This window comes from Streptomyces sp. NBC_00286, assembly GCF_036173125.1.
In the GTDB taxonomy this organism is placed as follows: domain Bacteria; phylum Actinomycetota; class Actinomycetes; order Streptomycetales; family Streptomycetaceae; genus Streptomyces.
The window spans coordinates 6,352,578-6,377,659 of sequence record NZ_CP108054.1; the positions used below are offsets into that span (position 1 = coordinate 6,352,578).

Annotated in this window: 29 protein-coding genes and 1 pseudogene; 17 read left to right on the forward strand and 13 right to left on the reverse strand. The window is 69.2% G+C overall.

Annotation, left to right across the window (positions count from 1 at the left end):
• Positions 1-3 precede the first annotated feature (3 nt).
• On the forward strand, positions 4-894 hold the full coding sequence (locus tag OHT21_RS29305; RefSeq protein ID WP_328771279.1) for a DUF1707 SHOCT-like domain-containing protein: 891 nt from the start codon (positions 4-6) through the stop codon (positions 892-894).
• Between the two features lie 23 nt (positions 895-917).
• Here the strand turns inward: OHT21_RS29305 and OHT21_RS29310 are convergent, their stop codons facing one another.
• Positions 918-2,252, reverse strand: a complete 1,335-nt coding sequence (locus tag OHT21_RS29310; RefSeq protein WP_328771280.1) for an SGNH/GDSL hydrolase family protein — start codon at positions 2,250-2,252, stop codon at positions 918-920.
• Positions 2,253-2,438: 186 nt separating this feature from the next.
• On the reverse strand, positions 2,439-2,588 hold the full coding sequence (locus tag OHT21_RS29315; protein WP_328771281.1) for a hypothetical protein: 150 nt from the start codon (positions 2,586-2,588) through the stop codon (positions 2,439-2,441).
• A gap of 71 nt (positions 2,589-2,659) precedes the next feature.
• Here OHT21_RS29315 and OHT21_RS29320 point away from each other — a divergent pair, with 71 nt between their 5' ends.
• Both OHT21_RS29320 and OHT21_RS29325 read left to right on the forward strand, forming a co-directional pair.
• Positions 2,660-4,045 (forward strand): DUF445 domain-containing protein, encoded by a 1,386-nt coding sequence (locus OHT21_RS29320; RefSeq protein ID WP_328771282.1) that lies wholly within the window; start codon positions 2,660-2,662, stop codon positions 4,043-4,045.
• Positions 4,046-4,151: 106 nt separating this feature from the next.
• Positions 4,152-5,672, forward strand: coding sequence for an MFS transporter (locus OHT21_RS29325; RefSeq protein ID WP_328771283.1), 1,521 nt, complete (start codon positions 4,152-4,154; stop codon positions 5,670-5,672).
• 27 nt (positions 5,673-5,699) lie between these two features.
• Here the strand turns inward: OHT21_RS29325 and OHT21_RS29330 are convergent, their stop codons facing one another.
• A complete protein-coding gene (locus OHT21_RS29330) occupies positions 5,700-6,995 on the reverse strand; it encodes an MFS transporter (protein ID WP_328771284.1) in 1,296 nt (431 codons plus the stop codon).
• 71 nt (positions 6,996-7,066) lie between these two features.
• Here OHT21_RS29330 and OHT21_RS29335 point away from each other — a divergent pair, with 71 nt between their 5' ends.
• Both OHT21_RS29335 and OHT21_RS29340 read left to right on the forward strand, forming a co-directional pair.
• Positions 7,067-8,071, forward strand: a complete 1,005-nt coding sequence (locus OHT21_RS29335; protein WP_328771285.1) for a GlxA family transcriptional regulator — start codon at positions 7,067-7,069, stop codon at positions 8,069-8,071.
• A 62-nt stretch (positions 8,072-8,133) separates the two neighbouring features.
• Positions 8,134-8,493: a VOC family protein gene (locus tag OHT21_RS29340; protein ID WP_328771286.1), complete on the forward strand. Its 360-nt coding sequence runs from the start codon at positions 8,134-8,136 to the stop codon at positions 8,491-8,493.
• Positions 8,494-8,520: 27 nt separating this feature from the next.
• Here OHT21_RS29340 and OHT21_RS29345 read toward each other — a convergent pair whose 3' ends face one another.
• Positions 8,521-9,057, reverse strand: a complete 537-nt coding sequence (locus tag OHT21_RS29345) for a DUF2269 family protein (RefSeq protein ID WP_328771287.1) — start codon at positions 9,055-9,057, stop codon at positions 8,521-8,523.
• A 185-nt stretch (positions 9,058-9,242) separates the two neighbouring features.
• Between OHT21_RS29345 and OHT21_RS29350 the strand changes: the two genes are divergently transcribed.
• The 5 genes from OHT21_RS29350 to OHT21_RS29370 all read left to right on the forward strand — a co-directional run bounded on the left by OHT21_RS29350 (position 9,243) and on the right by OHT21_RS29370 (position 13,324).
• Positions 9,243-10,229 carry a GlxA family transcriptional regulator gene (locus OHT21_RS29350; RefSeq protein ID WP_328771288.1) on the forward strand — a complete coding sequence of 329 codons (987 nt, stop codon included), beginning with the start codon at positions 9,243-9,245 and terminating at the stop codon, positions 10,227-10,229.
• Between the two features lie 129 nt (positions 10,230-10,358).
• Positions 10,359-10,778: an Hsp20/alpha crystallin family protein gene (locus OHT21_RS29355; RefSeq protein WP_328774263.1), complete on the forward strand. Its 420-nt coding sequence runs from the start codon at positions 10,359-10,361 to the stop codon at positions 10,776-10,778.
• Positions 10,779-11,075: 297 nt separating this feature from the next.
• Entirely contained in the window at positions 11,076-11,528 is a 453-nt protein-coding gene (locus OHT21_RS29360; RefSeq protein WP_328771289.1) for a DUF2267 domain-containing protein, read from the forward strand.
• A gap of 70 nt (positions 11,529-11,598) precedes the next feature.
• Positions 11,599-12,366 (forward strand): alpha/beta fold hydrolase, encoded by a 768-nt coding sequence (locus tag OHT21_RS29365; protein ID WP_328771290.1) that lies wholly within the window; start codon positions 11,599-11,601, stop codon positions 12,364-12,366.
• Between the two features lie 121 nt (positions 12,367-12,487).
• Positions 12,488-13,324 carry an MOSC domain-containing protein gene (locus OHT21_RS29370; protein WP_328771291.1) on the forward strand — a complete coding sequence of 279 codons (837 nt, stop codon included), beginning with the start codon at positions 12,488-12,490 and terminating at the stop codon, positions 13,322-13,324.
• Positions 13,325-13,391: 67 nt separating this feature from the next.
• Here the strand turns inward: OHT21_RS29370 and OHT21_RS29375 are convergent, their stop codons facing one another.
• The 6 genes from OHT21_RS29375 to OHT21_RS29400 form a co-directional block, all read right to left on the reverse strand.
• Positions 13,392-14,372, reverse strand: coding sequence for a helix-turn-helix domain-containing protein (locus OHT21_RS29375; RefSeq protein WP_328771292.1), 981 nt, complete (start codon positions 14,370-14,372; stop codon positions 13,392-13,394).
• A gap of 310 nt (positions 14,373-14,682) precedes the next feature.
• On the reverse strand, positions 14,683-15,429 hold the full coding sequence (locus OHT21_RS29380; protein ID WP_443050678.1) for a sulfite exporter TauE/SafE family protein: 747 nt from the start codon (positions 15,427-15,429) through the stop codon (positions 14,683-14,685).
• A gap of 286 nt (positions 15,430-15,715) precedes the next feature.
• Entirely contained in the window at positions 15,716-16,576 is an 861-nt protein-coding gene (locus tag OHT21_RS29385) for an SAM-dependent methyltransferase (RefSeq protein ID WP_328771294.1), read from the reverse strand.
• Between the two features lie 127 nt (positions 16,577-16,703).
• Positions 16,704-17,123: a VOC family protein gene (locus OHT21_RS29390; RefSeq protein ID WP_328771295.1), complete on the reverse strand. Its 420-nt coding sequence runs from the start codon at positions 17,121-17,123 to the stop codon at positions 16,704-16,706.
• 153 nt (positions 17,124-17,276) lie between these two features.
• A complete protein-coding gene (locus OHT21_RS29395) occupies positions 17,277-17,774 on the reverse strand; it encodes a hypothetical protein (RefSeq protein ID WP_328771296.1) in 498 nt (165 codons plus the stop codon).
• Positions 17,771-18,550, reverse strand: a complete 780-nt coding sequence (locus OHT21_RS29400; RefSeq protein WP_328771297.1) for a DUF6152 family protein — start codon at positions 18,548-18,550, stop codon at positions 17,771-17,773. Before OHT21_RS29400 ends, OHT21_RS29395 begins: the two co-directional genes overlap by 4 nt.
• A gap of 354 nt (positions 18,551-18,904) precedes the next feature.
• Between OHT21_RS29400 and OHT21_RS29405 the strand changes: the two genes are divergently transcribed.
• Positions 18,905-19,150: a DUF5302 domain-containing protein gene (locus OHT21_RS29405; protein ID WP_328771298.1), complete on the forward strand. Its 246-nt coding sequence runs from the start codon at positions 18,905-18,907 to the stop codon at positions 19,148-19,150.
• Between the two features lie 502 nt (positions 19,151-19,652).
• Here the strand turns inward: OHT21_RS29405 and OHT21_RS29410 are convergent.
• Entirely contained in the window at positions 19,653-20,006 is a 354-nt protein-coding gene (locus tag OHT21_RS29410; RefSeq protein ID WP_328771299.1) for an ArsR/SmtB family transcription factor, read from the reverse strand.
• Between the two features lie 56 nt (positions 20,007-20,062).
• Between OHT21_RS29410 and OHT21_RS29415 the strand changes: the two genes are divergently transcribed.
• Positions 20,063-20,827, forward strand: a complete 765-nt coding sequence (locus OHT21_RS29415) for an SDR family NAD(P)-dependent oxidoreductase (RefSeq protein WP_328771300.1) — start codon at positions 20,063-20,065, stop codon at positions 20,825-20,827.
• 190 nt (positions 20,828-21,017) lie between these two features.
• Here the strand turns inward: OHT21_RS29415 and OHT21_RS29420 are convergent, their stop codons facing one another.
• Both OHT21_RS29420 and OHT21_RS29425 read right to left on the reverse strand, forming a co-directional pair.
• Positions 21,018-21,905 carry a hypothetical protein gene (locus OHT21_RS29420; protein ID WP_328771301.1) on the reverse strand — a complete coding sequence of 296 codons (888 nt, stop codon included), beginning with the start codon at positions 21,903-21,905 and terminating at the stop codon, positions 21,018-21,020.
• 116 nt (positions 21,906-22,021) lie between these two features.
• Positions 22,022-22,234 (reverse strand): hypothetical protein, encoded by a 213-nt coding sequence (locus OHT21_RS29425; RefSeq protein WP_328771302.1) that lies wholly within the window; start codon positions 22,232-22,234, stop codon positions 22,022-22,024.
• Here OHT21_RS29425 and OHT21_RS29430 point away from each other — a divergent pair.
• The 5 genes and pseudogenes from OHT21_RS29430 (at position 22,224) to OHT21_RS29450 (ending at position 24,970) form a co-directional block, all read left to right on the forward strand.
• Positions 22,224-22,523, forward strand: a complete 300-nt coding sequence (locus OHT21_RS29430; protein ID WP_328771303.1) for a hypothetical protein — start codon at positions 22,224-22,226, stop codon at positions 22,521-22,523. The genes OHT21_RS29425 and OHT21_RS29430 overlap by 11 nt on opposite strands.
• A 174-nt stretch (positions 22,524-22,697) precedes the next feature.
• Positions 22,698-23,435: a hypothetical protein gene (locus tag OHT21_RS29435; protein WP_328771304.1), complete on the forward strand. Its 738-nt coding sequence runs from the start codon at positions 22,698-22,700 to the stop codon at positions 23,433-23,435.
• Between the two features lie 9 nt (positions 23,436-23,444).
• On the forward strand, positions 23,445-23,840 hold the full coding sequence (locus OHT21_RS29440; RefSeq protein ID WP_328771305.1) for a hypothetical protein: 396 nt from the start codon (positions 23,445-23,447) through the stop codon (positions 23,838-23,840).
• A 44-nt stretch (positions 23,841-23,884) separates the two neighbouring features.
• Positions 23,885-24,346 (forward strand): annotated as a pseudogene (locus tag OHT21_RS29445) (aminoacyl--tRNA ligase-related protein); the annotation flags it as partial.
• Between the two features lie 45 nt (positions 24,347-24,391).
• Positions 24,392-24,970, forward strand: coding sequence for an ATP-binding protein (locus OHT21_RS29450; RefSeq protein WP_328774264.1), 579 nt, complete (start codon positions 24,392-24,394; stop codon positions 24,968-24,970).
• Positions 24,971-25,082 lie beyond the last annotated feature (112 nt).

Sequence of the window (25,082 nt, forward strand, 5' to 3'; positions counted from 1 at the left end):
TACATGACCGAAGAAGTCCCCGAATTGCGGGCCTCAGACACAGACCGTGAACGAGTCGCCGAAGTGCTCAGGGAGGCCGTCGCCGAGGGCCGCCTCGACATGGAGGAGTTCGAGGAACGGCTCGACGCGACGTACAAGGCCCGTACATACGGGGAATTGGCGCCGATCACCCGCGATCTGCCCGTCGCCGGGGTGACGCCGCCTTCTCCGGTGTCGATGGTCAAGCAGCCCGAGGGGTCGGGTGACTGGGCGGGCCGGATCGTCGGCGGGGAGGGCTCGTCCCAGGCGGGCGTCGCGATCATGTCGGGGTTCGAGCGCAAGGGGCGCTGGACCGTGCCGAAGCGGTTCACCGCGGTCGCGTTCATGGGCGGCGGCACCATCGACCTGCGCGAGGCGGACTTCGCGGACCGCGAGGTCGTCATCAACTGCGTCGCGATCATGGGCGGCATAGAGGTCATCGTGCCGCCCGGCGTCGAGGTCGACGTCCGCGGTATCGGCATCATGGGCGGTTTCGATCACCTTTCGGAGTACGTACCGGGCGATCCCGGCGCCCCGCGCGTGATCGTGACGGGCTTCGCCTTCTGGGGCGGCGTCAGCGCCGAACGCAAGCTCACCAGGGCGGAGCGCCAGCGGATCAAGGAGCAGCGGCGTCAGGAGAAGCTTGAGCGGAAGGCCGGCCGCCAAGGGGAGCAGGGCGAGTTGGAGGAGCTGGAGGGGCGGTCCTCCGCGTCCTCCGCTCACCGGGACGCGCTGGACCAGGCCCGGTCCATCCACCGGGATGCGATGGAGCAGCATCGGGAGTTGATGCGTCAGCATCGGGAGGAGCGGGAGGACCGGCGGCGGGCTCGTCAGGATGAGCGTGACGAGCGGCGCCGCCGGTGGGATCGGGAGTAAGCCTCAGGGCGCAGCCCTCGGCCTCACAGCTCCGCCGGAGCCGCCCCCTTCAGCATGTCCAAGTCGAACTTCTTCGCCATCTCCTCGTAGCCCCGGTCGCTCGGGTGCAGATGGTCGCCCGAGTCGTACAGGGGTTTGAGGCGGCGTGGGTTGTACGGGTCCCGTAGGGCCTCGTCGAAGTCGACGTAGTCGTCGAAGATGTCGCCCGAGCGGATCTGGGCGTTGACGGCCTGGCGGGTGGCTTCGAGGTTCGGGCGGTAGCCGCGGTGGCCCTGGAAGGGCATGAGGGTGGCGCCGATGACGCGTAGGCCGCGGGCGTGGGCCCGCTGCGTCAGCTCGCGCAGGCCGGTGGTGATCTTGTCGGCGTCGGTCACGTGCGGGGTGCGCAGGATGTCGTTGACGCCGAGGGCGATGACTACGGCCTTGACGTTGGTGCGGCCGAGGACGTCGCGGTCGAAGCGGTTCAGTCCGCTCGGGTTGCCGGCGGGGCGGCCTCCGCCGCCGGCCAGCAGGCGGTTTCCGCTGATGCCCTGGTTGACGACGCTGTAGCGGGGCCCGTCCGAGTCGTCGCGGGCGCGGTTGCGCAGGCGGTCGGCGAGGGCGTCGGTCCAGCGCCGGTTCTCGCCCATGCTGGAGGTCACGCCGTCGGTGAGCGAGTCGCCGATCACGACGACCGTGCCCTCGGACTCGTTGCTCAGCACGTCCACCGCCGTCACATAGCGCCAGGCCCGCGTCTGAGCGGCGTACGGCACTCCGGTCACGTCCTCCGTACGGTCGCCCTCCGCGGTGTACGAGATCTGCCGCGCCGTCGGGTGGTAGGTGACCGGCCCGGACGGTGTGGGCGAGTACGTGGTCACCAGGATGTCCGTGTCGTGCGGGATCACCAGCCGTGCCGCGTCGCTGACGACCTGCTGCCCGGGCGGCACTATCACCGAGGGGTTGCCGCCGAAGGTCAGGCGGCGCATGGTGTCGGCGGCAGCGGCGGCGTTGTTCGCGGTGGCGGCCACGGCGATCGAGGCGTGCGTGATGGTGAGCGGCTGCTGTCCGTACAGGTTCGACAGGGTGACGCGCGCCGCGGTGCCCCCCACACCCGCGTGCACGACGTTGCGTACGGAACGGCCTGCCATGCCGTGCCTCTCGGTGCCCGGTTCGGCACCGGCCGGGGCGGTCGACCAGGTGCCGACCCAGACGCCGGCGGAGGCAGGAGCCGCCGGGTTGTTGTGCGGGCCCCGGCCGCCCGCCAGCGTGTCCCGGGCGGCGCCGTCGTCGAAGCCGACTCCGACGTAGATGGCCGCGGAAACGGCCACGATCATGGCGATGATCGCCGACAGCAGGGCACAACCGTGACGCTTGGTCATGCGGTGCAGGTCTCCTATGGGCAATGGGAGCCCGAGGCTCCGGTGTGATCACCTCATGATGAGGCATGGCAGGGGAGGAAACCGACAGGCCCCCCGGCCCTGTCTCGCACCCCCGAACGGAAGACGCAGGGAACTCCTGTTCCGTTCCAGGAGTCGGTCAGGAGGGGAGGAGTCATCGGAAGTCAGTCAGAAGTCGGTGGAAATCCGGCCATGAGCGGTCAGCGGTTCGGTCAGCGGTTCGGTCAGTGGCTCGGCCAGGGGTTCGGCCAGGGGTTCGGCCGGGCGGCCGCGAGAAGCCGCCGACGAGTCCGAGGGGAGCACGTCCGAGGGGAGCACGATCGGGACGGTCGCGGGAAAGGAGCGCAGGAAAGCGACAATGGGTACGGGTTCTGCGAACGGTGGAGTGGATGGAACGTACGAAAGCGGATGAAGCCGAGCGTGACGGGCTCATAGGGCCGAGTGCCCAGCCGGTCCGCGCCCCTAACCGGACCGGTAAGGGGGCGACGGGTGGCCGGACCAGTAACCGCGCCATGGGCTACTACAGCGCCGCCGACGAGGAGAAGCGCCGCGGCGTCGTCCGGATGAAGATCACGGCCACCGGTCTGTTGCTCCTGGTCGCCGTCATCTACGTACTCGCCGAATGGGCGTCCCACGCGGGCGCCGGTGCCTGGGCCGGGTATGTCGCGGCGGCGGCCGAGGCGGGCATGGTGGGCGCGCTCGCCGACTGGTTCGCCGTCACCGCCCTGTTCCGCCATCCCCTCGGACTGCGCATTCCGCACACCGCGATCATCCCGACCAAGAAGGACCAACTGGGCGTCTCCCTGGGCGAGTTCGTCGGCGAGAACTTCCTGTCCCACGAGGTCGTACGACAACGTCTGCGCGCCGTCGGCATCGGCAGCCGCCTCGGCGCCTGGCTCGCCGAGCCGGAGCATGCCGACCGGGTCACCGCGGAACTGTCCACCGCGCTGCGGGGCGCCCTCGCGGTGCTGCGCGACTCCGATGTGCAGGCCATCGTCGGGGAGGCCATCAACCGGCGGGCCGACTCGGCGGAGATCGCCCCGCGCATCGGGAAGATGCTGGAGGGCATCGTCGCGCAAGGCGGCCACAAACGGGCCGTCGACCTGATCTGCGTACGCGCCCACGACTGGCTCGTCCTCCACAACGACCAGGTGATGGACGCCGTGCAGGGCGGCGCCCCCGGCTGGACCCCGCGGTTCGTCGACAAGCGGGTCGGCGAGCGCGTCTACAAGGAACTGCTGCGTTTCGTCACCGAGATGCGCGACATGCCCGCCCACCCGGCCCGCGGCGCCCTCGACCGCTTCCTCACCGACTTCGCCGCCGACCTGCAGTCCGACACCGACACCCGCGGACGCGTGGAGAACCTCAAGCGCGAGGTCCTCGGCCGCGGCGAGGTGCAGGACATCATCGCCTCCGCCTGGTCCTCCGTACGGCAGATGATCGTGTCCGCCGCCGAGGACGAGCGCAGCGAACTGCGGCTGCGCGTACGGGCCTCGCTGCTGTCGCTCGGCCAGCGGATGTCCACCGAGCCGAGCCTCCAGTCGAAGATCGACGGCTGGGTCGAGGACGCGGCGGTGTACGTGGTGACGACGTACCGCGACGAGATCACCTCCCTCATCACGGACACCGTCGCGAGCTGGGACCCCGAGCACACCACCCGCAAGATCGAGGCGCACATCGGCCGCGACCTCCAGTTCATCCGGATCAACGGCACGGTGGTGGGCTCGCTGGCGGGGCTGGTCATCTACACGGTGTCGCGGGCGTTGGGGGCGTAACGGGCCAACAGTCACTGGTACCAACAGGCCCTGGTGCAGGGGGCGTAACCGCTCCCTCCTCGGGGACCCGTTCCGGGTTCGCTCGACGAGGAGGGAGCCCGAGCCCATGTCCGCCAGCGTGCCGCAGGCCGGCAGCAACACCGTCACCACGGCCATCCCCGCCCGCCTCGATCGGCTCCCCTGGTCACGGTGGCACTGGACGGTGGTGATCGGCCTCGGCACGGTATGGATCCTCGACGGGCTCGAGGTCACCGTCGTCGGCAACATCGCCGGGCGCCTCTCGGAGGAGGGCAGCGGACTGCCGATCTCCTCCGCGCAGGTCACCGGCATCGCCGCCGCCCTCTATGTCGCCGGGGCCTGCTCGGGCGCGCTGTTCTTCGGCCGGCTCACCGACCTGTTCGGCCGCAAGAAGCTGTTCATGGTCACGCTGGCCGTCTATCTGGGCGCCACGGCCCTGACCTCCGTCTCCTTCCACTCGTGGTGGTTCTTCGGCTTCCGGTTCCTCACCGGCTTCGGCATCGGGGGCGAGTACGCGGCTATCAACTCGGCGATCGACGAGCTGATCCCGTCCCACTACCGCGGCCGGGTCGACCTGATCATCAACGGCAGCTTCTGGCTCGGCGCGATCGGCGGCTCGCTGCTGTCGATCGTCGCGCTGAACACGGACCTGTTCGCCATCAACGTCGGCTGGCGCCTCACCTTCGCCCTCGGCGTCGTCCTCGGCCTGGTCATCCTCCTCGTCCGCCGCAACGTTCCCGAAAGCCCACGCTGGCTGCTCATCCACGGCAAGGAAGAGGAGGCGGAACGGCTGGTCTCGTCGGTTGAGGAGCAGGTCGCCGAGGAGTACGAGGAGCACACCGGCCGCCGCGAACTCCCGCGCCCCGCAGGGGAGATCACCATCCGCCAGCGCGAGAGCATCGGCTTCGGCACCATCGCCCGTACGGTCTTCTCCCAGTACCGCCGTCGCGCCGTGCTCGGCTTCTCCCTCTTCATCGGCCAGGCGTTCCTCTACAACGCGATCACCTTCGGCTTCGGCGCCATCCTCACCACGTTCTTCGACGTCTCGACCTCCGACACCGGCTACTACTTCGCCGTCATCGCGGCCGGCAACTTCCTCGGCCCGCTCCTGCTCGGCAAGCTCTTCGACACCGTCGGCCGCCGGGTGATGATCTCGTCGACGTACCTGCTCTCCGGTCTGCTGCTGTTCGGCACGGCCTGGCTCTTCGACCGCGGCTCGCTGAGCGCGACGACCCTGACGGCCTGCTGGTGCGTGGTCCTGTTCTTCGCCTCGGCGGGCGCGTCCAGCGCGTACCTCACGGTCTCCGAGGTCTTCCCGATGGAGACCCGCGCCATGGCCATCGCTTTCTTCTACGCCATCGGCACCGCGGCCGGCGGCATCAGCGGCCCCCTGCTCTTCGCCAAGCTGACCGAGTCGGGCGTCGTCGCCGACACCGTCCTCGCCTTCCAGATCGGCGCCGCCCTGATGTGCGCGGCGGGCCTCGTGGCGGCGGCACTGGCGATACGCGCCGAACGGCGCTCCCTGGAGGACATCGCCCGCCCGCTCACGGCGACGACAACGACAACGACAGCGATGGCTCAGGGGACGGCGTTCCGGTACGGCTCCTAGCCTGTGGTGACTCCTAGCCTGGGGTGATCAGTCCTGTGCAGGCCGCCTGATCGTGAGGGCCATCAGCGCGCCCATCGCGCACAGCGCTCCCGCCGCCACCCACACCAGGTCGTACGAGCCGAAGGCGTCCCGGGCCGCGCCGCCGAGGAAGGCGACGAGTCCGGCGCCCAGTTGGTGGGCGGCGTTGACCCAGCCGAAGACGACCGGGGCGTCGGAGCCGTAGTGCGCGCGGCACAGGGCCAGCGTCGGTGGGACCGTCGCCACGTCGAGCAGCCCGAAGAGGATGACGAAGGTGACGATCGGCGGCCCGACCGTCGCGGTGAGCAGCAGGGGCAGCGCGAGGAGGGTGAGGCCGCGCAGGGCGTAGTACGCGGCGAGCAGCCGGCGTGCGTCGAGGCGGTCGGTCAGGAGTCCTGAGCCGACGGTACCGGCCACGTTGAAGATCCCGATCAGCGACAGCAGCGAGGCGGCGATGGTCACCGGCATCCCGTGGTCGTGTGCGGCGGGCGCGAAGTGGGTCCACATGACGCCGTTGGTGGAAGCCCCGCAGACGGCGAAGGTACCGGCGAGAAGCCCGAAGGGCGCCGTGCGCGCGGAGTCGGCGAGAACGCGGAAGGCACGCCGGGCGGCTCCGGGCACGGGCGCGGGCTTGGGTACGAACTCCCGTGCCCCGTACGGAGGTTGGTTGACGTCCGCCGGATGGTCCCGCAGCAGCAGCCATACGAGGGGCAGGGCGCCCGCCGCCGCCACGGCCAGGGCCAGCGCGGCGGCCCGCCAGCCGTGCGCGTCGATCACCTCCGACAACACCGGCAGGAACACGAACTGCCCCACCACACTCGCCGCCGTCAGCAGCCCCGTGACCAGCCCGCGCCGTGCCACGAACCACCGCTCGGTGACCGTCGCCGCGAACGCCGTCGCCGTGGCACCCGTGCCGAGCCCCACCAACACGCCCCAGTACAGGACGAATTGGCCGGACGCGGTCATGGTCGTGGTCAGCCCGGCACCCGCCGCGACGAGCGCGAGAGCGGTGCTCGCGACCCGCCGCATCCCGAACCGGTCCATCAGCGCGGCCGCGAACGGCGCCGTAGCCCCGTACAACCCCATACTCACGAACGTCCCGAGCCCGATCGTGCCCCGCGACCACCCGAACTCCTCGTGCAACGGCCCGACGAGCAGCCCCGCGAGGGTGGTGAAGGCGCCGGCGGTGACGATGGCGAGGGCGGCGGCGGTGGCGACGATCCAAGGGGTGCGGTTCCGGGTTCGGTTCCGGGTTCGGGGCGAGGTCTGGGTGCGGTTCGAGGTCCTGGTCGTGTTCGTGGTCATGGCGTCGAGCCTGCGTTTTCGGGGGCGCCACAACGAGTGGCCAGATGGCCATGATGTGCAAGAATCTGGCCATGGCGGTGGCAGAAAGCGCAGCAACGCACCGAGTGGCCGTCCTCGTCCGGGACGGCGTCCTCCCGATGGAGCTGGGCCTGGCCCACCAGCTGTTCGGCAACGCGACCTCACGCTCCGGCCGGCCGCTCTACACGCTCCTGACCTGCGCCGTCACGCCCGGCATGATCCGTACGGACGCGGACTTCCCGATCTACGCGCCCCACGGCCCGGAGGCCCTCGCGACCGCCGACACGGTGATCGTCCCGTCGTCGCACGAGGAGGACGAGTACCTGAAACCCGGCGGCCTGAGCGCGGAGCTGGCCGAAGCGCTGGACCGGGCTCGGGACGCGCGTATCGCCTCCATCTGCACCGGCGCCTTCGTCCTCGCCGCGGCCGGACTCCTCGACGGCCTGCGGGCTACCACGCATTGGATGTCGACGGACCTCTTCGCGCGGACGTTCCCGGCGGTGAGCGTGGACCCCGACGTCCTGTACGTCGACGAGGGCCGCGTACTGACCTCCGCGGGCGAGGCGGCCGGCATCGACCTGTGCCTGCACATGATCCGCCGGGATTTCGGAGCCGCCATCGCGGCGAACGTGGCCCGCCGTACCGTCGTACCTCCGCACCGGGAGGGCGGCCAGGCCCAGTACATCCAACGCCCGGTCCCGGACGGCCAGTTGACGGACTCGACCACTTCCGCGTCACGTGCTTGGGCACTGGCCAGGCTGGGCGACCCGCTCACTCTGCGCGACCTGGCCGCGCAGGACGCGATGAGTGTCCGCACGTACAGCCGCCGCTTCCGCGAGGAAACCGGCCTCACACCCATGCAATGGCTCACCCAACGCCGCGTCGACCGCGCCCGCGAACTGCTGGAACAGACGGATCACACCGTCGACCGCATCGCGGCGGAGGCGGGCTTCGGCACGGCCGCGTCCCTCCGGCAGCACTTCCACACGGCTCTGGGGGTGTCGCCGGGGGCGTACCGGGCGACGTTCAGGGGCACAGTCGTAGGGCCTGGGCAGTAGAGGTCTGGGCGGGAGGGCCCGGACAGCAGGGCCGTAGAACTGAGAGGAGCTGATCAGGGCCGATGACCGTCCGCAGGATCGTCCCCGACTTCCCGGCCGACTCCGAGGAGTCGATGGCCCAAAACCGTGATTTCTACGGCCGGTTGGGGCTCGAGGAGGTCATGAATCTCGGCTGGGTCATGACTCTCGCCTCCCCTTCCAACCCCACCGCGCAGCTCATCTTCATCACCGAGGAGCGCACCGCGCCGGTCGTCCCCGACCTGAGCATCGAGGTCGACGACGTCGACGCGGTGTACGCCGAGGTGGTCGCGTCGGGCGCCGAGATCGTACGAGACCTCCGGGACGAGGAGTGGGGCGTACGGCGCTTCTTCGTACGGGACCCGGGCGGGCGCGTCGTGAACGTGCTCGGGCATCGCGGCTGAGCCGGCCCTCCGGGTCGGGCGGCTGGGTCAGGCTCCCGTGGTGGAGCCTGGGCGGACGATCATGAGGACGGTGACGGTTGCCCAGAGCAGGTTGAAGATGCCGGTGTACATGGCGAGTTGAGCGGTGGCGTGGGTGTCGGGGGTTGTTTTGGTGGTCGCCCCGTCATCCGTGGACGCCTCGCCCGACCCGGCCGTCTCGGTGTCGGCCCCGGCGGTCTCGCCCTGCTCCGCCGCTTCGAGGAGTGCCTCTTGTCGCGGCAGGACCATGGCGATGAGGGCGGCGGCCGCGAGCGTGGTGAGGGCGATCGAGATGATCAGCCAGGCGTCGCCCAGTACTCCCATGCTGCTGCCCGTGGCGAAGCCGAAGACGGGGACGGCGATGCCGACGGTGGCGTACACCCGGCAGATCCGGTGCAGCAGCCGTACGGTCTCCAGCGCCCGCGGGTCACCCGGCTCGGCAAGCGCCCGGCGCACGGCGGGCGGGAACATGCTGGCGGCCACGGTGACGGGCCCGATGGCGACGATCGCGGCGATGACGTGGACGGTGAGAAGGAACTTGGTCACGCCAGGACGGTAGGCGGCGTACGGGATCACCGAGAAGTGGCGATATTGCCAGGGGTCAACGGATTCTCGCCACACCTCGCCGCACGCTGATCAGCAGGGATTCTGTATCGCCTACGTACCTTGAACAGGGGCTTGCAGCGGTTCCTCCCGTTGGCCAATTCCCGTGCCCCGCCTACCCTTTCGCCATGCACACCATGGCCGTACTCGCCCTCGATCAGGTCATCCCCTTCGACCTCTCCGCGCCGATCGACACCTTCGCGCGCGCCCGGCTGCCCGACGGCCGGGACGCCTACCGGGTGCGGGTCTGCGCGCCGCAGGAGGAGGTGAGCGCGGTCGCGTCGTCCGGGTCGGTGCACGCGGTCTCGTTCACGTTGCGGGCGCCGTACGGACTGGAGGCGCTGGCCGAGGCCGACACGATCATCCTGCCCGGCACCGCCGACCCCACCGTCCCGCTGCCGCCCGGCGTACGGGAGGCGCTGCGCGAGGCCGCCGCGAACGGCACCCGGATCGCATCCGTCTGCGTGGGCGCGTTCATCCTCGCCGCGACCGGGCTCCTGGACGGGCTGCGGGCGACCACGCACTGGCTGGCCGCCCCGCATCTGGCGGACATGTACCCGGACGTGGAGGTCGACGCCAACGTCCTGTACGTGGACAACGGCCAGTTCCTCACCTCGGCGGGCTCCGCCGCCGCCCTCGACATGTGCCTGCACATGATCCGCAAGGACTACGGCTCGGCCGTCGCCGCGGACGCGGCCCGCCTCGCCGTCATGCCGCTCGAACGGGAGGGCGGCCAGGCCCAGTTCATCGTCCACGCGCAGCCCCCGGCCCCGGCCGGCGACGCGCTGGAACCCCTCCTGAGCTGGCTGGAGGAGAACGCCGAGCGCGACCTGACCCTCGACGACATCGCTGCCCACGCCGGCACCAGCGCCCGCACCCTGAACCGCCGCTTCCGGGAACAGACCGGCACGACGCCCCTGCAGTGGCTGCACCGGGCACGGGTGCGCCGCGCCCAGTACCTGCTGGAGAACACCACGCATCCCGTCGAGCGGATCGCCACGCAGGCGGGTTTCGGCTCCCCGACGGCGTTCCGGGACCGCTTCAAGAGGGTGGTGGGTACGAGTCCGCAGGCGTACCGGAGGGCGTTCCAGGGCGCGGCGGTGGACGTGAACTGATGGAGGGATTGCAGGTCAGAGCGTCGTAAGCCCGAGACTGAGTCGGGGCTTGTCAACTTTCCTCCGGAGAGTTATATAAGAAGTCGTAGGGCATCGCACCCAGCCACCGCAGGAAAGGAGCGACCCGTGATGCTCATGCGCACCGACCCCTTCCGCGAGTTCGACCGGCTCGCCCAGCAGGTCTTCAGCTCGGCACGCCCCGCGGCGATGCCGATGGACGCCTACCGGTCCGGTGACGACTTCATCGTCCACTTCGACCTCCCCGGCATCGACCCCGAGTCGATCGACCTGGACGTCGAACGGAACGTGCTGAACGTACGCGCCGAACGCCGTTCCCCCGCCCCCGAGGGCGCCGAAACGGTCGTCACGGAGCGCCCCACCGGTACGTTCACCCGCCAGCTCTTCCTCGGCGAGACCCTCGACACGGAGCGCATCGACGCCTCGTACGACGCCGGGGTCCTGACCCTGCGCATCCCCGTGGCCGAGCAGGCCAAGCCGCGCCGGATCGAGATCTCCGGCGGCAGCTCCCGGAAGCAGCTGAAGAGCTGAGCGACTGGCTGACCGCCTGACCGCCTGACCGCCTGACCGGCTGACCGGCTGGCTGAGCAGCCGGCGGCACTGACGGCAGCAGAAGGCAACTGACGGCAACAGAGGGCAACAGAGGGCAACAGACAGAACGCGACGGCCGCGTGCCGTACCGCCCCGTGGGTTCGCCCGCGGGGCGGAGCCCATGCCCTGAGACGAGACGGAGGACAAGTAGGCGTGACGAGGGGGACGACCATGATGACCGTGACGACGAGGCCGACGGGATCGATGGGATCGATGGGATCGATGGGGACGACGACCATGACCAGGCCGACGGGAGCGACGGGACCGACCGGGACGGCGAGAACCGCGACCGCGAGCGGCTGGGATCGCCTGATCGACGCCGTACGGGAATCCGGCCAGTACACCACCGCGGCGGAGGCCGAACGCGTCACCCGCATCGTGCTGTCCGCCCTCGGCGGCCACGTGATCGGCGACGAACGCGTCGACCTGGCACGCCGCCTGCCCGAGGAGGCGGCCATGGTCATCGCCTCCCAGATCCCGGCCACCCGCCAGCTCACGGCAGCCGAGTTCGTGGACAACGTCGCCGCCCGCATCGAGGGAGCGACCCCCGCAACGGCCCGCTGGGACGTCAGCTCCGTACTGAGCGTCCTCGCGTCGATGGTGGGAGACGACCTCGTGGTCCGCATCCTTCGCCAACTCCCGCCCGGGTACGCCCTGTTGTTCGGCCGGGCGGAGCTGGCGCCGCGCTAAATGAGTTGTTGACGCGGAGAGGGCATGCGCAGACTCGCTGGGGAGCGAGTGGACGGGGGAGCGCATGCCGGTGGCGGACTCACCCAGGGACGCACGGGCGGACGGCCACGTCACCACCCCCGACGGCACCCTCATCGCGTACAGCGACACCCAAGGCGGCTCCAGCCCGTCAAGCCCGTCACCCCCGCTCCTCCTCCTGCATGGGCTGGCAGGCCACATGGGGGAGTGGGACGACCTGGCGGCGCGACTCCTGGTGGATGGCCACCGGGTGGTGAGGTACGACGGCCGAGGCCACGCCGCCAGCACCCGCCGCCCACGGGACATGACGAGAGCGTCCAACCTGGCGGACGCGGTGGCCGTGATCGAGCACCTTTCCCTGCCCCCGGTAACGCTGGTGGGCCAGTCCCTGGGCGGCCACACGGCGTTCCTCACCGCGGCGGCCCACCCGCACCTCATCGACACCCTGATCCTGATCGAGGCGGGCCCGTCCGGCCCGAACCCCAACCTGCCGACAGAGATAGCCAGTTGGCTGGACAAGTCCCCGGTGCCCTTCGTGGACAAGGACATGATGGTGGCCGCGGTCGCGGAACTCGCCGAGCGCTCGTACTGGGCTGAGTGGGAACAAGTCCACTGCCCCACCTTCGTCATACGCGGCGCACAAGGCACGATGCCGGCGTCGGAGCCGGCGGAGATGCGTACTCGACGCCCGGTGTCGGCGTCGGCGTCGACGACGATCGAGACCGCGGTCATCGAGGACGCGGGGCATGACGTTCACTTGGATCAGCCGGAGAGGCTGTACGAAGCGGTGCGGGGCTTTCTGGCACGGGGCGCGGCATGAAGGACGCACGGCGTGAATGACGCACGGCGTGAATGACGCACGGCGTGAAGGACGTACGGCGTGAAGGACGTACGGCGTGAACGACGCACGGCATGAACGGCGTACGAGATAAGGGGAGCACGTGGCCAGAGTCGTAGAGCTGTCGTATTACCCAGTCAAGGGATGCGCCGGCGTCTCGGCGCATGACGCGGTGCTGACGTCCGCGGGGCTTGCGCACGACCGGAGCTTCATGGTCACCAGTGAGGAAGGCGTGTACCGCACGCAGCGGCGCTGGCCGCGGCTGGCGTTGATCCGCCCCGGGATCAGCCCTGATGGGGAACGGCTCAGCCTCCGCGCGCCCGGTCACCCGTACGCGCTGGACATCGGCGTGGACACATCCGGTCCGCGCCGGGACGTGGACCTGTTCGGCGCGCCGTTCACGGGGATCGACCAGGGCGACGAAGCCGCCGCGTGGCTGACCGAAGTCCTCGGCGCGCCGAGCCGTCTGGTACGCGTACCGCCCGAGCACGACCGAGTCACCGACGGCCAGGTCCCCGGTACCTCCGGTTACGCCGACAGCAGCGCCGTCCACGTCCTGTCACGGTCGACCCTCGACCTGCTGAACGGACGGCTGACCGAGAGCGGCGGCGATGCTCTCCCCATGGACCGTTTCCGCCCGAACATCGTCATCGGCGGCTGGGGCGACCCCCACACCGAGGACCGCGTCCGCCGGATCACCATCGCCGATACGGAACTCGGCTACACCAAGCTCGCCATCCGCTGCGCCGTCACCCTGGTCGACCAGGAAACCGGCACGAGGACCGGCCCCGAACCCCTCCGCACCCTCGCGAGCTACCGCCGAGCCGCCTCGGGCGGGGGCGGCGTGGCCTTCGGCACGAAGTACGCCGTACTCCGGCCGGGGAAGCTGTCCGTGGGCGACGAGGTGCGGGTGACTTCGTGGGGAGAGGCGGAGCTTTAGTGCGGTGGCGAAGGAGGGGGGCGCCGGGTGCGTGGCCGGACGCCGACACGTGACCGTCAGGGCCGGGTCAGGTTTTGGCGGGCCTGGTCGAGGCTGCGTAGTCGGCGGGTGTCTGGCCGTACTGCTTCTTGAAGGCGCGGATGAAGTGGCTGCTGTCGGAGAAATGCCAGTGGGCGGCGAGTTCGGAGATGGTCCACCGGCCGGAGGGGGCGGTGAGGGCGAGGCGGGCTTCTTCCAGGCGCCGTTGGCGGATGTAGGCGGACACCGACTCTCCCGACGCGGCGAACGCCCGCTGCAAAGTGCGTACGGAGACGTTGAGTTGACGCGCCAGCATCGCCGGGGACAGCTCGGGATCGGCGAGATGGCTGTTGGCCAGGTCCTTCGCGGCCTGGGCGAGTGCGGGGGCCAACCGGGGCTCCGCATCGTCGAATTGCCCCTGCACCACCGCCTTGGCCAGCTCGATCAGGGCGCTGTGAGCGGCGTGCACACCGGCCGGGCCGAGATCGTCGATGGTCGCGTGGACCATGTTCGTGTGGGCCACCAGCAGGCGCACCTCGGGCGAGTCCGCCGGACCGGTGATGATCCGGTTCCCGAGGACGGGGCTGAGCCTCGCGGCGGGCAGAGCGAGGATCTTCGTCGTCGTGTGCGGCGCCGTCTCGAACGCATAGGGCCGTCCGAAGTGCCGGATACGGAACTGCCCGGCCGAAACCGTGTGTTCGCCGCGATCGGGCGGGTCGTCCAACGTCCATGTCCCGCGCCGCACCACGTGCATCACCACCGCATCGTGATCGTCACCCGGGGTGCCCGAGAGGGCCGACGCACTGCGGACATCCGAGATGGCCACGTCGCGCACCTTGGCGGCGCGGCCCTTGACCCGGAGGTCACCGATCGTGGCCGGACTGAAGCTCGGCAGTCGGAAGACATCGCCGATCTGCGTCTCCCATGCGTGCCGTAACGCGTCGAACCCGCGTGGCCCGGCGCCCGCGCGGGTCGAATCCAGTAAGAACGCCCCGCGCGACCCCTCGGTCTTCGGTGCAGCGTTGTTCATCGTCTACCTCCATGCACCCCGACAACGTTGTCTCGTGGCGCGGATGTTCCGTCCTGATGCCGCTGTGGTTCAAGGTCGTGCTGCGCCGACCTTCCTAAGCTTCGGCGGGGGGAGCAAAACCAGGGCGGTTCCGGGTCCGGTCCGCATAAATGCGGACAAACCTCGTGCGCCCCGCGGTATCGCCGCCACCCGACCATCGACTGTTCGATCAGTCCGTTGTCCCCGACGGGCTTCAAGAAGAGAGCACGACAGGGTCGTACCGACGTCGACTCCGTACTCGGTCATCGAGGCAACAGTCGCCTGAGACCCGTCAGCGGAGCAGTAGCTGGACGATGGAGACGACTCCGATCGTCACGATCAGCGCTCGCAGCACCGCGGGACTGAAGCGGCGGCCCACCTTGGCTCCGAGTTGGCCGCCGAGCGCGGAACCGGCCGCGATGAGCACGACGGCGGTCCAGTCGAAGTCCGCTACGAAGAGGAAGAACAGGGCGGCGACCGTGTTCACGATGCCGGCCAGTACGTTCTTGACGGCGACGAGGCGCTGCAGCTTCTCGTCGAGGAGGATGCCCATCAGGGACATGTAGATGATTCCCTGGGCGGCGGAGAAGTAGCCGCCGTAGACGCTGGCCAGCGTCAGACCGATGAACAGCAGCGGGCCACCGTCGCGACGCTTGGTCTCGCCCGGTGCGTCGCGGCGGACCCGCTTGCTGATCAGCGGCTGAACCACGACCAGAACGAGGGCGAAGCCCACCAGAACCGGCACGATCGTCTCGAACGCCGTGCTGGGCAGGGCCAGCAGCAGGGCGGCGCCGGTGACGCCGCCCAGCACAGCCCCGACGCCGAGCTTCAGAACGCGTCGGCCCTGTCCGACGAGTTCCTTGCGATAGCCGATGACGCCGCTGATGGCGCCGGGGACCAGGCCGAGCGCGTTGGAAACCGTGGCGGTGACGGGCGAGAGCCCGGTGGCGAGCAGAACGGGAAAGGTGATCAGCGTCCCCGAACCGACCACGGTATTGATGGCACCGGCGCTCACACCGGCGCCGAACACGGCGAACATCTCGACTGGCGTCACGCGGAGGCTCCGCCGACGGCGATGACAGCTGCGGCAGTCGCTACTGCAGTCACTGCCGCTGTCGCAGTCGCTGCCGCCGGTATGGGCCCTGTTCGTCGACGTCCGGGGCCGGAGGAGATCTTCATGCAGCCGACATTAGACGGGTGAGATTTCGGTGCCCGCCGAATGGTCGCGCAAGCCGGCCCCGCCTACTCCGCATCACCCGAGACCTCGTACGACCTCGAGACCTCGTACGACCTCGAGTCCTCGTATGCCTTCGTACGCCCCGGTGTCAGGGCTTGCGCGCAACCCCGCCGTACTCGTTCACCTCCGGCGGCAGCCCACCCGTACCGTCGCCATCACCGCCACCGGCACCGCCCCCGCCATCGTCAGCGAAGTCGAGCCGCCACCGCGAGCACGAGACCACCCCTGGTTCCACCAACTCCAGCCCGTCGTAGTAACGGGCGATCTGCTCGGGGCTGCGGAGGATGTACGGGGCGCCGCTGATCTCGTTGTAGCGCCGGGTGGCCTCGTTGTAGACCTCGTTGGTGTTGCCCCCGTCGTAGTGCACCAGGTAACTGCCGGACGGCAGGCCCGCCATCAGCCGCCGTACGATCGAGCAGGCCTCCTCGTGGTCCTCGACAAGCCCCAGGATGCCCATCAGCATCAGCGCGACGGGCCGGGTGAAGTCCAAGGCCTCCCTGGCCGCCTCCAGGATCCGCTCCGGCTCCCGCAGATCGGCGTCGATGTACAGGGTGCTCCCCTCGGGCGTGGTGCTGGTGAGCAGGGCCTGGGCGTGGGCCAGTACGAGCGGATCGTTGTCGACGTACACGACCCGCGCGTCGGGGGCCACCCGCTGCGCCACCTCATGGGTGTTGTCCACGGTGGGCAGCCCGGTCCCGACATCGAGGAACTGCCGGATCCCCCGCTCTCCCGCCAGAAACCGCACCGCCCGCACAAGGAAGTACCTGCTGGCCCGGGCCTCCTCCTCAATCCCCGGAAACAGCTCCTTGAACGCGTCCCCGGCCGCCCGGTCCACCTCGTAGTTGTCCTTGCCGCCCAGCCAGTAGTTCCAGATCCGCGCCGACTGCGGCGCCGAAGTGTCGATCTTGGACAACGCCCGCTGCGCAGGGTCTGTCGCCCCGTCAGTCATAGCCACTCCCATGGTGTACGCGTCCCCCCAACGTAGGACGGGGAGTCACCTTCCACCACTACGTCCCCAGCCAACACCGGGGCGCTGCACGGCAGTTACGAGCACCCCGTGCCCGGCCGTCGCGGCGTTACTCGGGTGTTGGAGCCGACTGCGTCTGGGCGTTGAAAACCAGCTCCCACAAGTGCCCATCAGCGTCGGTGAAGTAACCCATGTACGACCCGTCATAGGTGCCCGCGGGCTTGGGAACCGCCCCGCCCGCCGCCACGGCCCGGGCGAGGGTGTCGTCGACTTCCGCCTTGCTGCCGATGGCACAGGAGATGACACAGGCGCCCGGCACGGCAGCGCCGGGAGTGCCGACACCGGCACGCTCGGTGTACGTCCCGTACTCCTCGCGCTCGATCAGAAAGAGCGACAGGTTCGGCAACTCGAAGAGGATGGCGCCTCCGTCGATGCCTTCCGTGGACAGACCGAGTCCGTCCCGGTAGAAGCGCAGGGACCGCTCGAGGTCGGCGACCGGGAGCGAGAGGACGACGGTTTTCGGCTTCATGCGTTCTGACTCCTCACGTGGTTGGGGTTCACGTTATCGAGCCACAACGCTGACCAACCCGGCCGGAATGGAGCGGGGTTGGGGGGGAGCAGGCCGAGCGCGTCAGCAGGACTGGCGGTCGCGGCCGCGGTGCGGCGTGCCGCTGTGGCGGCGTCAGGTGTAGGCCAGGAGCCTTCCCGCGATCGTGACTCCCGACCACGACGTGAGGGAGACGACCGCGGCGAGCCGGGCTGCGACAGGCGTCGGCTGCTCTACGTCCCAGTCGGCCACGTTGCGGTAGGTCCGCCGATGGAAGATCAGGATGTTCAGGCCTGCGAGCAGGATGAGGCCGAGCTTCCACGGAGCGCTGCCGCGGTCGGCGATGAGGCCGGCGCCAGGCACGAACATGGCCACGCCGGTGGCCGCCGCGATCACGAAGCCGAGGTGTGACAGGCGGAGCAGATGGTGGGCCGCGGTCGTCACCCGCAGTGTCCGCCGCCCGAGCCCCAGCAGCCGAAGATCGAATGCTGCGGCCGGTCCGATGAGGAGGGCGATGCCGATGATGTGGACACTTTCGAGCACCGGATAGAGGTAGGCCGTGCCACGGACGGCCTCGGCGAACCAGCTGTCCTCCAACCAGGAGAAGACACTGTCCATGACGGGGTCCGTCACGCCCGGGACGAGCGTCGTCGCAGGTAGAAGGCTCCACCGGCGATGCCTGCGACCAGTACGCCCCCGAGCGTGGCCCACACCACGGTCGTCGATGACGTGCCCTCGGAGTCCGCTGCGGCCGACGGGGAACCCTGGTCGGCGTCACCGGACGCCGCGTCGCCCCCCGGATACGGGACCGGCAGCGGCTTCGCCGGGAGTTCCTCGTTGAGCACCTGGTTGACAGGCTTGCCCTCTTCGTACCAGAACACGACCGGACGGAACTCGTCGGTGTGACTCCTGCCGACGTAACCGACGGCTTCAATCCGCTCACCGTCTTCGAGTTCGCGGTCCAGGCCCCACATCCCCGTGAAGCTCGGCGGCGCGATGGTGACCTCCAACTCGTCGTGAGACCCGCTGAAGGACGGTGCGGCGTTGATCGGGTCGCTGTCGGGGGCGTCCCGCAGTCCCTCGGGCAGATCGCGCTCGGGGGTGTCGGCGGGGAGATCTCCGTCGACGGTCACGGTGAAGTGGGAGTGCGGCTCGCCCCAGCGGACCTGCGAGACGGTACCCGCTATGTAGTAGAGGCGATCGGTGTCGAAGTCGTCGAACCCGTGATGCGCTTGCGCGGCCCCCGTCGAGAACAAGGTGAGCATCACCGCGGAAGCCAGGGACGCGGCCGCCAGCCTGACGAGACGGGCGCCCTGATGAGCCGCGGGGGCGGCGACCGGGTTGAAGTGCATACCGAGCCGTTCCTTCGAGAGGTCTTGGGGTGTGCCGCAGCCAGTGAACCCCAACAAGCGCCCAGCGTAGGAGGGTCAATTTCCTCCCTGGATGAGGGTGGTCATGCCGATCAGGGCTTCATGACCACGCGCGTCACTGGCGATGACTCCCCATCAAGTGGCCGCCAACGGGAATCTCAACTCGCCCCTGACAACCGGGATCGAATATTCGGTGTTCTGCCCTGGCACCCCGCACCGTGCCTGCTCCATGTGCGCCGGTGGCTGTTCCCCACGGCCGGTGCCGGGCCGGCCTGCCTGGCCGCCTGCGTGACAGTCGCGAGCGACGGCCGCTGGCGATGCCGACCGCGGGCGTCTCATGCGGTGTCCGGCATGACAAGCTGTGCTCTCCACTGCCCGAACCAGGAGGTCACCATGGCCGCAGAAGAGTCTGCATCACAAGAAGGTTCGGAGTCAGCTGACGCCGAGAGCCCTGTCCTCTCGCCCGACGATGACGGCCAGTACGACCTGAAGCGCAAGTTTCGGGAGGCCCTGGCGCGCAAGCGCGGAATGCAGGCGGACGCCGCCGACATGGCTGCGAACACCGATGCGTCAAAGGTCCGCGGCGCGCACGGTCCGGCTGCGAACCAGCGGTCGTTCCGACGCAAGAGTGGCGGCTGAGTCCAAATCGGCCGCTGGATGGGATTCGGCAGGACACGGCCCGCAGTCATGGCGATGAGTCGGGCCTGGGTCCTGCTGGGTGAAGCGGGAAGGTCCGTTCAGGCGGTGCGCAGCGGCTAGGCACACCGGCATGCCTGTTCAGCCGTTGCGAGCTGCTTGGGCGTCATCAACGACGCATGACCACGAACGCTGCCTGCTCTGTGGCACGGGAGATCACATCCGGTCTCCGCTGAGTCGCATGGCGACGCTTACGTCCAGTGCTGCCCGAGTCTGACGGTCACACCCGGTGCAGCGGGTCGCGCATCATCGCAGCGAACACGGGGGAGTCGGGGAACGGCTGTTGCTCGCCGATCGTCTCGTACTCCCAACGCTCGTATACGGCTTGGACCTTGCCGTCTCCTGCCTTTGGGTTGACCAGCAGGGTGACCCGCTCCTCGCCTCTGCCCGCAAGGAGTTCCCCGTGGACGCGGTGCGCGAGGCCCGCTTGGGCGCCCGGTCCCGATCAGGCTGCCGGTGAGTCGCTGGCAAGGCTGACGTCGGCGCCGACGTTGTTGCTGTCGGCCGCTGCGAGGACGGCGTCCAGCAGACCGGGGAAGCGGGTGTCGAGGTCGTCACGACGCAGTTCGACGTAGCAGCGGGTGCCCTCCTGGCGGGTGCGGGTGACGCCCGCGTCGCGCAGCACGCGCAGGTGATGACTGAGGGTGGACTTTGCGACCGGGGCGCGGAGTTCGCCCCATCCGCGTTCGCGGCCGTCGGCGAGAAGCCGTACCAGTCCGACTCGGATCGGATCGCTGAACGCGCCCATCACCGCGATGAAGGTGATCTCGGTCAGATCGGGGTGTCGGGCCTGCCTCATGGCGACCATGCTACGTTGCCGTTCGTCATTCTACGAACATCGAACAAGGAGGGTTCATGGCCGACCCGTCCGCCGCAGACCACTCCGGCCAGGTCGTCATCGTCACCGGCGCCGGATCCGGAATCGGCCGTGCGACCGCGCGAGCCTTCGCCGACGCCGGAGCCCTGGTACTGGGCGTCGGGCGCCGCGAGGAAGCATTGGAGGAGACCGCCGCCGGGCAACCCCGAATCGCAGTTCACCCGGCCGACCTACGCGCTCCGGACACCCCCCAAGAGGTGATCGACGTGGCGACGGAACGGTGGGGCCGCTTGGACGTGCTCGTCAACAACGCCGGCGCCACCAAGGTGATGCCGCTGGCCGACACCACTGCTGCGGGCATCACCGAGCTGTTCGACCTCAACGTCACCGCGCCCAGCCTGCTGGCCCAGGCCGCCCTGCCCCACCTGCGCCGAGGCCGCGGGGCGATCGTGAACGTGTCCAGCACCTACGGCCACCGGCCACTGCCCACCGCCGCCCACTACGCGGCCTCCAAGGCCGCCCTCGAACAACTCACCCGCAGCTGGGCCATGGAACTCGCCGCCGACGGTATCCGCGTCAACGCCCTCGCTCCCGGGCCGACCGAGAGCCAGGCCTTGGCCGCGGCCGGGCTGCCCGCGGCGACCGTCGAGCAGATCAAGCAGGAGGAGGCCGCCCGTATCCCCCTCGGCCGCCGCGGCGAACCACGCGAGGTCGCCACCTGGATCCTGCGCCTGGCTGACCCAGCCACCACGTGGCTCACCGGCCAGGTCCTCACCGTCGACGGCGGTCTGGAACTGACGTAAGTGGCTTGGCCGCCAAGGGGAATCTCAACTCGCCACTGACAACCGGGATCGGATATTCAGTGTTCTGCCCGCCCATGAGGACACAAGATGGTGCGCACGACCTTGGCGACCCCCGACCGGCAAGCAAGCCTGAAGTGGCTCAGTGACTGCCGACAGGCCGGCACAGTGCAGGCCGGGTATGCGTGTCACTTCAGGTGAACTTGAGTACGGCGCCGTCCTCGTTGACGGCGACGGCATGGACGGTGAGCAGGTCGCCGCCCGAGCCGAATGTTCCGGTTCCGCCGGGGGCCAGCGTGAACTCCCCCGTGGCACCCTCAGGGTCGTTGTTGCGCACCGTGGCCTTGGTCTCCGTCAGCGACACGCGCAGGTTCCATGCGGCGACCGCGATGTTCGTCTGCTTCGTCACCAGGATCTCGCAGGTCCCGTCCTTGCAGGCGGAGGTGTCCGTGCCGTCCGCGGCCTTGGGCAGAGGTTTGGGCGGGGCGCAGTTGGGCGCCGTGCGGTAGGCGGCCTGGAGGTCCGGCTCCTTGGCGACCACGGCCGTCAGGTCGGGTTCGGGCATCTTCAGGGACTGGATCAGCTTGCCGAGACGTTCGGCCCGGTCGACCGAATCCTCCAACCCGAAGGAGTCGGCCAGCCCGGAGACCTCCGGTTGGACCCGCTCGACCTCCTTGGCCAGGGTCTCGTGCAGCCGGTCCGCAGTGGCGATGCCCGAGGGCCGTACCCTGCCGAGTTCCCGCACGACCTCGTCGAAGGACGTCGATGTGCCCGACAGGTAGCCGTAGGCGGTGGCCTCGGGCGGGACCAGCGCGTCCCCGGGCGGATCCGTGATCTCTTTGACCTCGTTGGCACTGTCCGTCTTCATCGTCTCGAAGAGCTCCGTGGCCTCACACATCTGATCGGCCCACTTCACCAGCGCCCGGTCCGGCCCAGCGGACTTCGACGCCGACTTCGAGGCACTCGCCGCGGGCTTCCCCGAATCGCCCCCGTCGTCCGTGCCCGCCGAACAGCCGCCGACGGCCAGTGCGACTCCGGTCGTCAGTACGGCGACGCGCCTCATCCCTGTCTTCACCGGCATAGCTGTTCCCCTCGTCGGTTCCACCGCTCAAGCCGCAGCCGCGCACCATCATCCGACCGGGACTCCGGGACCCCTCCCGACGTTTGGCTGCCGGGACCCCTCCCGGACTCCGCCGCCTACTCTCCGCCCATGACCGCCCGACGCAGATGGATCCTCGCGATGGCCGCCGCGCTGATGACGGCGGGCTGCTCCAGTTCCCCGGACGCTGCGCCACCGGCATCGGCCCCGGCCCCGTCCAGCCCGTCGCCCAGCACATCGACCGCACGCCCGAGCGCCACGCCAACCCCGCCCTTCTGCCTTGATCTGTCGCTCTTCCAGATGAGCGTCATTGCCTACAGCGCCGAAGTGGGTGCGGCGATTGAAGGGGAGCCGCTGGACTTCAAAGAGCTACGGAGGAAGGCCGCCTTGATCGCCGACACGGGTGAGCTGATGCAGGCGAGCGCGCCGCCGGACATCGCCGAAGAGTTCCGTACGGTGCTCAAGGCGATCGACACCTCGGTGAGCCATTTGAAACCGGGCGCCAACGCGAAAGATGTCCTGGACCCGGTGTACGGCGAGCGCAACCGTCCCGCCTTCGACGCCGTGGAGAACTATGAATGCGGCGGCGGGGACGGGTGACCCTTGTTGGCAGCGTGGCGTGAACCGCCTCCGTCCGGATGTGTCGCACGTAGATCGGCAAGCTCTGATCTTCCTCAAGAGCCTTCACGTTGCTTTCACTTGAGTCATATGTTCAACGCGACCACAGAGGCACAACACCTCGCATAAGTGAACATGCACGACGGGGGGTCTCACATGACCACTAGCGCCAAGCCGCGCAGTGTGTTCCATCGCACCAGCGCCATGATCGTTGCGGCGGTTACCGCCGGTGCGCTGTTCACCACCGCTACCGGCGTCCAGGCCGCGGAGTCGACGGCGCAGTCCCCGGCCGGCGTCAGCAGCACTCTGGCTGTGGAAGACCCGGGTTTCACGCCCGCAGAGCAGGAACAGGGGACGGTGCTCGCGCAGGGGGTAGCTGAACTCGGAGTGACCGAGGACCAGTTCGCCGCCGCTCTGGACATAGCCCTGACCAGGCCCGCTCCGGACGCCGACGCTCTCCGGACTCGTCTGACCGCCCTGCCCGCCAAGCCGACCGCCGAACAACTGGTGCAGGCGGCGTACCCCGGCGACGCTGCTGCTCAGGCTGCTCTGTTGCCCGTCTTCGCCAACGAGGAGGTACGCGACGCCGCCGTGGCCCAGCTCCGCGGCGCCGGGAACCAGAGCCAGATGGTGACCCCCCTGGGCTGGTGGGATCAGACCAAGTTCATCGCCAAGTGCGGCGCGGCTGTCGCCGCCGTCCTGATCTCCTTCCTGCCGGCCGGATCCAGCATCAAGGTCGCCCGTGCCGTGTTGCTGTTCAAGAGGTACGGCGCGAAGAAGACAGCGAACATCATCTGGCGGTTCGTGAACGGCAAGAGGGTTGGTTCCAAGGAGCGCGAGGCAGTGAAGGCGTTCATCGGCATTACCGCCATCTCCTCACAGTGCAAGAAGTGAGGTGACGTCATGACGATCGAGCACGTTGCAGTGATCGCCCTGGTGGTGGAGGTGGCGATCATGGTCCTGGCGAGGGTCGGCACCGAGCGGCGCCACTGGAACCACTACAAGCGGCGCAGTACCGCCCCGCTGAAGAAGGACGACATCACGAGCGTCTCGGGAGCCCTCTATGGGCTCGCGGCTGCTGCGATGGTGGCCGGTGCGCTGACGGTAGGGGTGGACCTGACGCTGTCCGCAGTCGGTACCTTCGCGCTGTTCGGGATTCTGCTCCCGGCGTTCGCCGCCAACTCCGTCATGGTGATGGCGACGCGTGGCCGTCCCGAGACGGTCACCCGATGGCAGCGCGGGGCCGCCTGGGTGGTCGCCGTGGGCGGCGGCCTGGTTTCGGTCGGCCTCGTCGGCTGACAGGCATCCGCTGGATGTGCCCACCGGGGAATCGCCGGTGGGCCCGCCAACACCAGTTCACCAAGGTGGAGATGGTGCGGATCTGCGACCCCGAGGCGGCCGACGCCGAGCTGGAGAAGACGATCGGCCACGCCGAGGCCTGCTTGAAGGAGCTGGGCCTCGCCTATCGCGTGGTCACCCTCGCCGCAGGTGACACGGGCTTCTCTGCCCAGCTCACCTACGACCTGGAGGTGTGGATCCCGAGCCAGAACACCTACCGCGAGATCTCGTCGGTCTCGAACTTCGGCACCTTCCAGGCACGACGTGCGAACATCCGCACCCGCGGTGCGGACGGAAAGCCCAAGCTCGTGGCCACGCTCAACGGCTCGGGTCTCCCGGTCGGCCGCACCCTGGCCGCGCTGCTCGAACAGGGCCAGCAAGAGGACGGCTCGATCGTCCTGCCTGAACCACTCGTCCCGTACCTCGGCTTCCGCCGTATCTCGGCGGACGGAACACCGGAGGCATAGTGCTCGTCGGCGTCTGCGACTTTCCCGGCAGCTACGCTTTTCCCCCTGCACGGCCTCGTTGACAGCGCCCAACTCTGCGTCAATGAGCTCGTCGTCAACGTCATCACGCACGTCGGCCTCGGCACTCCGACCACGCTCGCGGTGTCGATGAGCGGCACCCACCTGCGTATCGAGGTCCACGACCCCGATACGCGAGCGTTGCCCACCCTCGTCCACGCGGCCTCCGACTCGGAGGGCGGGCGTGGCATGGCCCTCGTCGATGCCATCGCCGAACGCTGGGGTGTCCAACTCCGTGGCGATCGGAAGGTGACCTGGTGTGAACTGGCGACCGGGCTGTCATCCCCTGACGGACACTGCGGCGGTGCACGCGTGACCAGAGCCGAGGCCATGCTCGGGCTCTACGGCGCCGCTCGACTCCCGCGCACAGCAGTTCCGAACACGCTGAGCGTGGCCGTCGCGGAGGAGGCCGCGATCGACGTGATCGCGGACCTCCTTCACTGGCTGCGAGCGCATGGGTGCGACGCAGACGAGGCACTTGACCGCGCCCAGACCCATTTCGAGGCAGAAATCGCCGAGGGCGAGGGATTTCCGGCTTGGCCAGGGCCCCTTGAGCGTTCGGCTTGAGCATCCGATTACGTGGCGCTGTCTCAAGGCCGTGCCCGCGAAGTGGTGTTGCCGCGGGTTGGGCGGCTGTCGGGACAGCCCAACGCGGAACGCGCATAGCCAGGGGATGTAC

Bases quoted from the DNA above. Each gene is read 5' to 3' on its own strand.
- OHT21_RS29390 (WP_328771295.1), bottom strand. From the start codon at position 17,123: ATGAAGCCGAAAACCGTCGTCCTCTCGCTCCCGGTCGCCGACCTCGAG.
- OHT21_RS29340 (WP_328771286.1), top strand. From the start codon at position 8,134: ATGACCGTCCGCAGGATCGTCCCCGACTTCCCGGCCGACTCCGAGGAG.
- OHT21_RS29350 (WP_328771288.1), top strand. From the start codon at position 9,243: ATGCACACCATGGCCGTACTCGCCCTCGATCAGGTCATCCCCTTCGAC.
- OHT21_RS29325 (WP_328771283.1), top strand. From the start codon at position 4,152: ATGTCCGCCAGCGTGCCGCAGGCCGGCAGCAACACCGTCACCACGGCC.
- OHT21_RS29360 (WP_328771289.1), top strand. From the start codon at position 11,076: ATGACCAGGCCGACGGGAGCGACGGGACCGACCGGGACGGCGAGAACC.
- OHT21_RS29420 (WP_328771301.1), bottom strand. From the start codon at position 21,905: ATGCCGGTGAAGACAGGGATGAGGCGCGTCGCCGTACTGACGACCGGA.
- OHT21_RS29320 (WP_328771282.1), top strand. From the start codon at position 2,660: ATGGAACGTACGAAAGCGGATGAAGCCGAGCGTGACGGGCTCATAGGG.
- OHT21_RS29405 (WP_328771298.1), top strand. From the start codon at position 18,905: ATGGCCGCAGAAGAGTCTGCATCACAAGAAGGTTCGGAGTCAGCTGAC.
- OHT21_RS29425 (WP_328771302.1), bottom strand. From the start codon at position 22,234: ATGACGCTCATCTGGAAGAGCGACAGATCAAGGCAGAAGGGCGGGGTT.
- OHT21_RS29410 (WP_328771299.1), bottom strand. From the start codon at position 20,006: ATGAGGCAGGCCCGACACCCCGATCTGACCGAGATCACCTTCATCGCG.
- OHT21_RS29435 (WP_328771304.1), top strand. From the start codon at position 22,698: ATGACCACTAGCGCCAAGCCGCGCAGTGTGTTCCATCGCACCAGCGCC.
- OHT21_RS29375 (WP_328771292.1), bottom strand. From the start codon at position 14,372: ATGAACAACGCTGCACCGAAGACCGAGGGGTCGCGCGGGGCGTTCTTA.
- OHT21_RS29380 (WP_443050678.1), bottom strand. From the start codon at position 15,429: ATGTTCGCCGTGTTCGGCGCCGGTGTGAGCGCCGGTGCCATCAATACC.
- OHT21_RS29310 (WP_328771280.1), bottom strand. From the start codon at position 2,252: ATGACCAAGCGTCACGGTTGTGCCCTGCTGTCGGCGATCATCGCCATG.
- OHT21_RS29440 (WP_328771305.1), top strand. From the start codon at position 23,445: ATGACGATCGAGCACGTTGCAGTGATCGCCCTGGTGGTGGAGGTGGCG.
- OHT21_RS29415 (WP_328771300.1), top strand. From the start codon at position 20,063: ATGGCCGACCCGTCCGCCGCAGACCACTCCGGCCAGGTCGTCATCGTC.
- OHT21_RS29330 (WP_328771284.1), bottom strand. From the start codon at position 6,995: ATGACCACGAACACGACCAGGACCTCGAACCGCACCCAGACCTCGCCC.
- OHT21_RS29385 (WP_328771294.1), bottom strand. From the start codon at position 16,576: ATGACTGACGGGGCGACAGACCCTGCGCAGCGGGCGTTGTCCAAGATC.
- OHT21_RS29335 (WP_328771285.1), top strand. From the start codon at position 7,067: ATGGCGGTGGCAGAAAGCGCAGCAACGCACCGAGTGGCCGTCCTCGTC.
- OHT21_RS29430 (WP_328771303.1), top strand. From the start codon at position 22,224: ATGAGCGTCATTGCCTACAGCGCCGAAGTGGGTGCGGCGATTGAAGGG.
- OHT21_RS29355 (WP_328774263.1), top strand. From the start codon at position 10,359: ATGCTCATGCGCACCGACCCCTTCCGCGAGTTCGACCGGCTCGCCCAG.
- OHT21_RS29305 (WP_328771279.1), top strand. From the start codon at position 4: ATGACCGAAGAAGTCCCCGAATTGCGGGCCTCAGACACAGACCGTGAA.